Source organism: Actinomycetota bacterium, assembly GCA_035536535.1.
In the GTDB taxonomy this organism is placed as follows: domain Bacteria; phylum Actinomycetota; class JAICYB01; order JAICYB01; family JAICYB01; genus DATLNZ01.
Genome location: DATLNZ010000102.1, coordinates 1 through 6,234 on the forward strand (window position 1 = coordinate 1; position 6,234 = coordinate 6,234).

At 65.6% G+C, this 6,234-nt stretch carries 9 protein-coding genes; 2 read left to right on the forward strand and 7 right to left on the reverse strand.

Going from position 1 to position 6,234, the window contains the following annotated elements; genetic code table 11:
• Positions 1-12 precede the first annotated feature (12 nt).
• Together VNE62_06900 and VNE62_06905 are read right to left on the reverse strand one after the other, a co-directional pair.
• Positions 13-465: a PH domain-containing protein gene (locus VNE62_06900; protein ID HVE92011.1), complete on the reverse strand. Its 453-nt coding sequence runs from the start codon at positions 463-465 to the stop codon at positions 13-15.
• Positions 466-514: 49 nt separating this feature from the next.
• Positions 515-1,381, reverse strand: coding sequence for a hypothetical protein (locus tag VNE62_06905; GenBank protein ID HVE92012.1), 867 nt, complete (start codon positions 1,379-1,381; stop codon positions 515-517).
• Between the two features lie 112 nt (positions 1,382-1,493).
• Between VNE62_06905 and VNE62_06910 the strand changes: the two genes are divergently transcribed.
• A complete protein-coding gene (locus VNE62_06910; protein ID HVE92013.1) occupies positions 1,494-1,733 on the forward strand; it encodes a hypothetical protein in 240 nt (79 codons plus the stop codon).
• Positions 1,730-2,662 (forward strand): Clp protease N-terminal domain-containing protein, encoded by a 933-nt coding sequence (locus tag VNE62_06915; GenBank protein ID HVE92014.1) that lies wholly within the window; start codon positions 1,730-1,732, stop codon positions 2,660-2,662. Before VNE62_06910 ends, VNE62_06915 begins: the two co-directional genes overlap by 4 nt.
• A gap of 55 nt (positions 2,663-2,717) precedes the next feature.
• Here the strand turns inward: VNE62_06915 and VNE62_06920 are convergent, their stop codons facing one another.
• The 5 genes from VNE62_06920 to VNE62_06940 form a co-directional block, all read right to left on the reverse strand.
• The gene (locus tag VNE62_06920) at positions 2,718-3,536 is read right to left on the reverse strand and encodes a hypothetical protein (protein HVE92015.1); all 819 of its coding nucleotides are present in this window, start codon (positions 3,534-3,536) and stop codon (positions 2,718-2,720) included.
• Positions 3,523-4,089, reverse strand: a complete 567-nt coding sequence (locus VNE62_06925; protein HVE92016.1) for a hypothetical protein — start codon at positions 4,087-4,089, stop codon at positions 3,523-3,525. The genes VNE62_06920 and VNE62_06925 overlap by 14 nt, the downstream gene beginning before the upstream one ends.
• Positions 4,090-4,095: 6 nt before the next feature.
• Positions 4,096-4,410: a hypothetical protein gene (locus tag VNE62_06930; protein ID HVE92017.1), complete on the reverse strand. Its 315-nt coding sequence runs from the start codon at positions 4,408-4,410 to the stop codon at positions 4,096-4,098.
• A gap of 33 nt (positions 4,411-4,443) precedes the next feature.
• The gene (locus tag VNE62_06935) at positions 4,444-4,917 is read right to left on the reverse strand and encodes a hypothetical protein (protein HVE92018.1); all 474 of its coding nucleotides are present in this window, start codon (positions 4,915-4,917) and stop codon (positions 4,444-4,446) included.
• Between the two features lie 522 nt (positions 4,918-5,439).
• Positions 5,440-6,045 (reverse strand): AAA family ATPase, encoded by a 606-nt coding sequence (locus tag VNE62_06940; GenBank protein HVE92019.1) that lies wholly within the window; start codon positions 6,043-6,045, stop codon positions 5,440-5,442.
• Positions 6,046-6,234: the final 189 nt, after the last annotated feature.

Genomic DNA, 6,234 nt, shown 5'->3' on the forward strand with positions numbered 1-6,234 from the left:
CATGACGGACATCTATACAGCCATCGTCCCGGCCACGCGGGACAGCTCCTCCCGCAGCGAGTCCGCCTCGGAAACCGAAAGTCCGGGAATCTCGGCGGACTTACCCGCGGCCGTGTAGACGAGCAGCTTGGTGAGTCCGAACGCGCGGTCCAGGGGGCCCTGGCGGTTCTCGACGTACTGGATCCGGTCGAACGGAACGAGCTTGTGGACGGCGAACAGGTAGCCGTGGCTGACGAACAGGTCCCTGTCCCTGATCTCGTACCGCCACCGGCGCCAGATAAGCGGCGGAGACACGAACGCCACGACCGCCACCGCGGCGGAGGCGCCTGCGGCGAGTGCGTGTGGGAGCACCAGGAGCGTCACCGTCACGAACGACGCGACGGCGACGCCCAACGTGATCATCGCGCCGACCAGCCACCACGCGAGGCGGAGCCGGGGGTCGAGGCGCTTGGACGGGAGCCGCATGACCAGGCATCCTACCGTCCGCATCCCTGCGGTCCCCTGAAAGTCATCCTCAGGGTCGCGCGGCGATCGACCACGTCCCTGACTGCTGAACTGCGTGTCGCTCGGCCACCTCGGCGACGGGGCCGCCTCGGCGGAGATCTCGCCACTCGACGACCTGGACATGCGTGCGAGCCTCCACGGACCCTGCGCTCAGGACAAACCTGCCGTCGATCACAGCCAAGCCCGGCATCCACACGTCGCGCATCCAATCCAGGGGAAGTTCCACCGTCACGCCTTCGCCCCCTGTAGGGGGACCGAGCCGGGCCCCCATACCAGGCAGACCAATGTTCCACTCCGGGTCGGGCACGGCCACTCCGGCTTCAAGCCAGCTCTGCGCGCTCTCGCTCCAGGATCTGGTGGCGATCCGGATGGTGGCCGAGTTCAACGCCTCCTGCCACTCCCACCGTGAGCCCGACAGCATCCTCGACAGGACCCGTTCCCCAAGCAGCCTTCGCATTGGCGGGGGCAGGCGCAGAGCTACGAGAAGCGCGCGAGCGACGTCCACCATCTTCCGAGCTTCCGCGAACTGCTCCTCCGTGCCACCAACCGTCCGGGAGAGTCGGAAGAGGTGCTCCATGCCACCGGGACTGACCAAAGACGCTCGGGCAACGACCTTGTCGCGCTCCGCGACCGTGAGTGTTGTCTCGTCCAACAGGGTCACCAGGCTGTCCCAGTGGTTCGGAGGGCGCTTGGACAGCAGCCGCCACGCCATCCGGATCTCCAGGCACGGGGGCAACGCGCCGCCAAGTACCGCCAGCACATCCTCTCGCTCGTCGTGGTCGTGCAGCAGCAGTTGGTCGCCGGCCGAGGTGATTGTGTGGCTATGGCCCCAGCAGTCGATCGCCGTGGAGAGCGGCCGCGGACCAGCGTGGGTCATCGCCTGCAGATGCCCGGAGGCCGGGGGACGAAACCTTGGTCTCCCACCGCAGATCACCCCCTCGCGTCAAGCTATCTTGACGCACGACCTTCGTCAAGGTACCTTGACCTCCATGACGTCCCCCTCCGCAGCAATCTCCAAGGAAGCTTCCAAGATCCGCAGCAGGGATCCTGCCGTGGGCCTGCGGGCGGTCGCCGCGATGCGCCGGCTGGTCGAGGCGCTGGAGCGGGTCCATGTGGACAACGCACGAGCGGCGGGATGGTCCTGGCAGGAGATCGCAACCCACTTGGGCGTCTCGAAGCAGGCGGTCCATGAGAAGCACTCGAACCGACTGGGAGGGGACGACCGATGAGCCGCAAACTCGACCCGCAGGCGAAGGAAGTCATGAGGCTGGCCTATAACGAAGCCGAGCGCCTGGGCGACGACTACATCGGCTGGCACCACCTGCTTTCGGCGTTGGCGCGCTTTGAGGAAGAGGGATCTCCGGGACTGCTTTGCCGACTGGGAGTATCTGCTGCTGACATCCGGTCAGCGCTGGCCCCCGACCGGCCCTACATGGACGACGACGAGGCTCTGGCAGCCATCGGCGTGGATGCCGCGGCCGTTCGGGAGTCAGCAGAGTCGGAGTTCGGCCCCAATGCGGCTCGTCCCGTGCGACTCATGCGCTACCAACCGCTCCTAGATCACGCTCTGTGTTACGCCGACGCCGATGCGGAGAGGTTGGGCAGCGAGAAGGTCTCTCCCCTGCACCTGCTCCTGTCTCTGGCGCGCGACCTCCAGGGCGAGCAATACCTAACGGAAGTGGGCCTGGAGAGGCCTCCGCTGATAGAGGCCGTTTTGAACGAGTTGGGGGTAGAAGGAGAGGACCGGGACCGATACCTCCGCGCCCGACGCCTCGACAAAGAGCGGGAACGGGAGTCCAAGGATGTCCTGACTCGATGCTTCCAGCAGGCGCTGGTTCCAGCCGGGGAGCTGCGCGAGCGCCTCGAGGCGCTTCTCATGTCAGGCGGGAATCTAGCGCTGGCAGGGGACGAGTCGATGAAGGCATTCCTGGATCTGTCCAATCGGCTCTCCGTGACCGTCATCGACGCGACTGGCGAAGACAGCCAGTGGCCGGGTTGGTGGATCTCCGTGCACGCCGGGACCCGACAAGCCTTCCTCCAGGGCGCAGCCGTGCATCCGGATGGTCGCGTGTCGGCCGTGACAGTGTCGGATTTGTCGCTGCTTCCTCCTTGGCTGGGTCGCGACCACGCCCCGTGGTTGGAGCGGTCGGACAGCTAGGGCAGCCACCTCCTTATGGACATCGTCGCTGGAACCGGGACGCCTACGCGAGAAGCTACGCGTGTACGGGCGAAGGGACCGAGGTGGCGTGCCAAGCGAAATCCGAACGATCCCAACGCACCACCAGGGGGTCCGGCCAGTCGTCGTGCGCTTCGGCAAGGCCCTTCAGGACGAACTGGTCATCCAGGACGTCCCTCCCGGGGCTGGCGATCTCGCGGAACCAGTTGGGCCGGACGAACAGCCCCACAAGCCCGGTTCGTCCATCCGTCCATCCGGTGATCCCCGGCTTCCAGTGGGGCGGGATCACGAAGCACCGGACATCGACGGGCCCCGGAGCAACGGACTTCAGACTCTGAGCCGCCCGCTGCTTGAGTCGCAGATCGTGGGGGCTCAGCTGGTCCTCGAACCACGTGAGCGCCGCCAGCACCCTCACGCCGGTTTTTTGTGGCTCCGGCATCGACTCGATGAACCGTCGAAGCTCCATGGCGGCAACGAACTCGCTGGGATCACGTGCGCCGGCCCGCAGTGCGGGAGAGGCCAGCCGGGGCGGCACCGGCACCAGCGTCATACCTAGCTCAGCAAGGCGTCTGGGGTCGGAGTCCTCGTCCATCAGCGCGTCGCGGTGCATCGGGTCGTCCCAATCCAACCGAGCGGCAAGTGTGTTGATGAACTGGCAGGTGGGAGGGATGCTTCCCACGGCCTCTGCCACTCCCTCGCTATGGACATCGTGGTCCGGAAAGCCGAGGAACCCGTCCTCGAACACGACCCGATGACGCTGGTTCAGACAACTGACCCACACGACCAGACGACGTCTCTCCTGAACGGGCACCTGAACAGCGCCGTCGTAGGTGGGGAGCCGATCAGTCGTTGTCATCGCCCACCGGCGGCTCTGCGGATAGATGCTTTAGGAAGTCTTCGGCGCTCAGGCCCGACGCTTCGCACATTCGAGCAACATCCGTTCCTTTCGAAGACAACAGACGCAGGACCAGCTCCCTCAAGGTCGGACCCTGCTCGGCCATAGTCATCCTGAGATCGAAGGAGACGGGCAGGGGCTGCTCCATCCCCCCGGCTTTCCGCGGGTCCCAGTCCTTGGGCGGTTCGCCGAATCGCTCAACAGAGGGTGAGGAGTCCAACCACGTCCGGGCGGCTGCCGCCACGCCAGACTTCTGGAGGGCGTCCGCGATCGCGAGTTCGGTCTCGGAGGCTCCCCACCTAGTCTCAGCCGCGGCAATCAGTGCATCCAGCGTTGTCTGAGAGGGGCTGCCGCGCTTCCGCGCCATGATGCCCGCTCGCTTGAACACCATCCGGAGAGCTGGCTCTCGCGCATGGATCCGTTCGAAGAACTCCTTCTTGCCTTCAGGGGATTGAATGCGCGCCAAGAACTCCGTGAGTTCTGCAGGGGGCTCATCTGGACGTGAAGGCGTCATGCGACTTCAAACGTAACGCGAGCTAGCCGCCGCGCCTCCGTGTGAGATGGCGACTCGCGCCCGCCGGGAGGCCAGGGTGTACCGAGCCAGTCGCCAGGCTGCAGCCGCTGCAACCGCCGCCACCACAACTGTGAGGACGAGATAGGCGGCAAGTGGCAGCAAGGAGACTCCGGAGTCAGGTTCGTTGAGATTCGTTGCCACAGCGAGGATGAGGTAGAGGCATGACGCAGCAGCCAGGGCCGAGATGATTGCGGCCGCGATGGCCACCATCCACAGCAGAGTGTCTCGGATCGCAGACACGGCCTCCCTTCGTCGGGTCATCTCGGCCGGCTAGGAATGAAACGGTCAGGGGTCTTAGGGGCCGGGATCTGGTCCATCTTCGACCTCCATCTGGACTGCAGGATCCGCTGTCAGCCGCCGTTGCCACTCCCCGTACTCGGCCTCCGAGAGGTACTCCACAGTGAAGCGATCGGGTGGATACGACATCAGCGTGTCCATGAGTTCCCGGTACTCGGGATCCAGCGCCCGGCGACTCAGATGCTCGGACACCAACGCCCTGAGGGCCTCGCCTTCCGATGGCCCCCGCGCCTCAACCCCGAACTCCGGGTAGGCCGCCACCCAAACGTCTGGGCTCTCGCGGGAGACGACGGGTTTGTAACGCACGTGCCTTATCGGCAGCGCAGCGATAGCGGCCTCGCGTGTGGGTGCTTCCGCAGGCGGAGTCCTCAGGTCCGGCCACCAGGCCGTCCATGTGCCATCGGGGTTGTGGGCCACCTGCGGACCGGGGTCCAGCTGGGCCGCCAGGCTCTCGAAGTCCTCCGAATCCATAACGGCTCCTCGGGCAGGGGGCCTTGCCGAAAGCCAAAGATACTCCCGACCCGGGTGACTCCCCTGGAGATAGACCTTGGGCCGAAGTGAGGAGATGCTCGCCTGTCGTTGCGTCGACCAGCGTATGCACCCGCGCGGGCCCCTCCTGACCACGAACGAAGTTGTAGTGAACCCTGCTCCATGCGAACACCCACACAAGCCTTCGCTGGTATGTCGGCGTCGCTCCAGGCAGGCCGGTCCCGGCGTCGGGGTCGGTGAAGAGAGCCAGGAAGGCGCGATCCGGTTCCTCATTGTGGAGTCGCTGCTCCCGCATCACCCGTCTGGCCTCCTGCAGCGAGACGTTGGGCTCGACATCAGGGGTGGGCGGGTCCAAGCGTCGCGAGTTCCCCTCCTCCAGGCTGTACCCCCGGTCCAGTCGGGGCTCGTTGGGTGCCTGCGGACGGTCGCAGCTCGCGAGCAGCAACGCTGTGCCGACGAGTGCGGCGACGAGAGCCGGACGCGCCAGGACAGGTGAAGCTCCTGTCATTGCTGAGTCTCTGGAAGGTCGAAGTGCTTGATCGCGGCGACCGCGACCTCCTCGGGTGACAGGGTGGTGTTGTCCACGCGCAGCCAGTCGTCGCGCTGCGTGAATTCGTTCGGAGCCTTGAACTCGTACTGCGCCTCATGCTGAAGCAGGACATCCCTTGACCGGGCGACATCTCGCTTGGACGGCTTCTCCGCCAACCGAAGCTCATGCTCGTTGCGCCGCAGTCGCTCCTCCAACGGAGCCTGAAGTTCGAGGAAACGCACGCGTCCTCCCCTCGAACGGAACGGACGCGTGCGCTCCTCCAGCGCGTCGGCCTCCGACGGCAGGTTGAAGGCCCAAACGAAGGTGAAGATCAAGCCCGGGAGGTCGCTTTGTGCCACCTCCTCGAACACCGATCGTCGGAAGCCCTCCACCAGCCGTCCGAACGATGGGTGTCCGTAGTCGAAGAACTGCAGGACGGGCTCGATCGACATGTGGTTGTGGAACAGCCGGTACCCGGTGCGGAGAGCGATTTCCCGGCCCACCGACATCTTGCCCACTGCGGGCGGACCCACAATGAGCAGCAGGTCGGGAGCGCGAACAGGTGCACCGGCTTCTCCCACTTCTCCTCCGCCTCGGTTCCCCTGGGGTTCTGGCACCGCACCTGCGACCGCGAACGGTCAGATCGGGAGCCGGGACGCAACTGGAACCGTGAGGTCCCCGCGCCGAACCCAGTTCACCACTGTCGCGATCTCCCTGCCGCCCTCCGTTGACTCAACGTGCAACACCGCTGAACCGTTCATCAGGGTCCT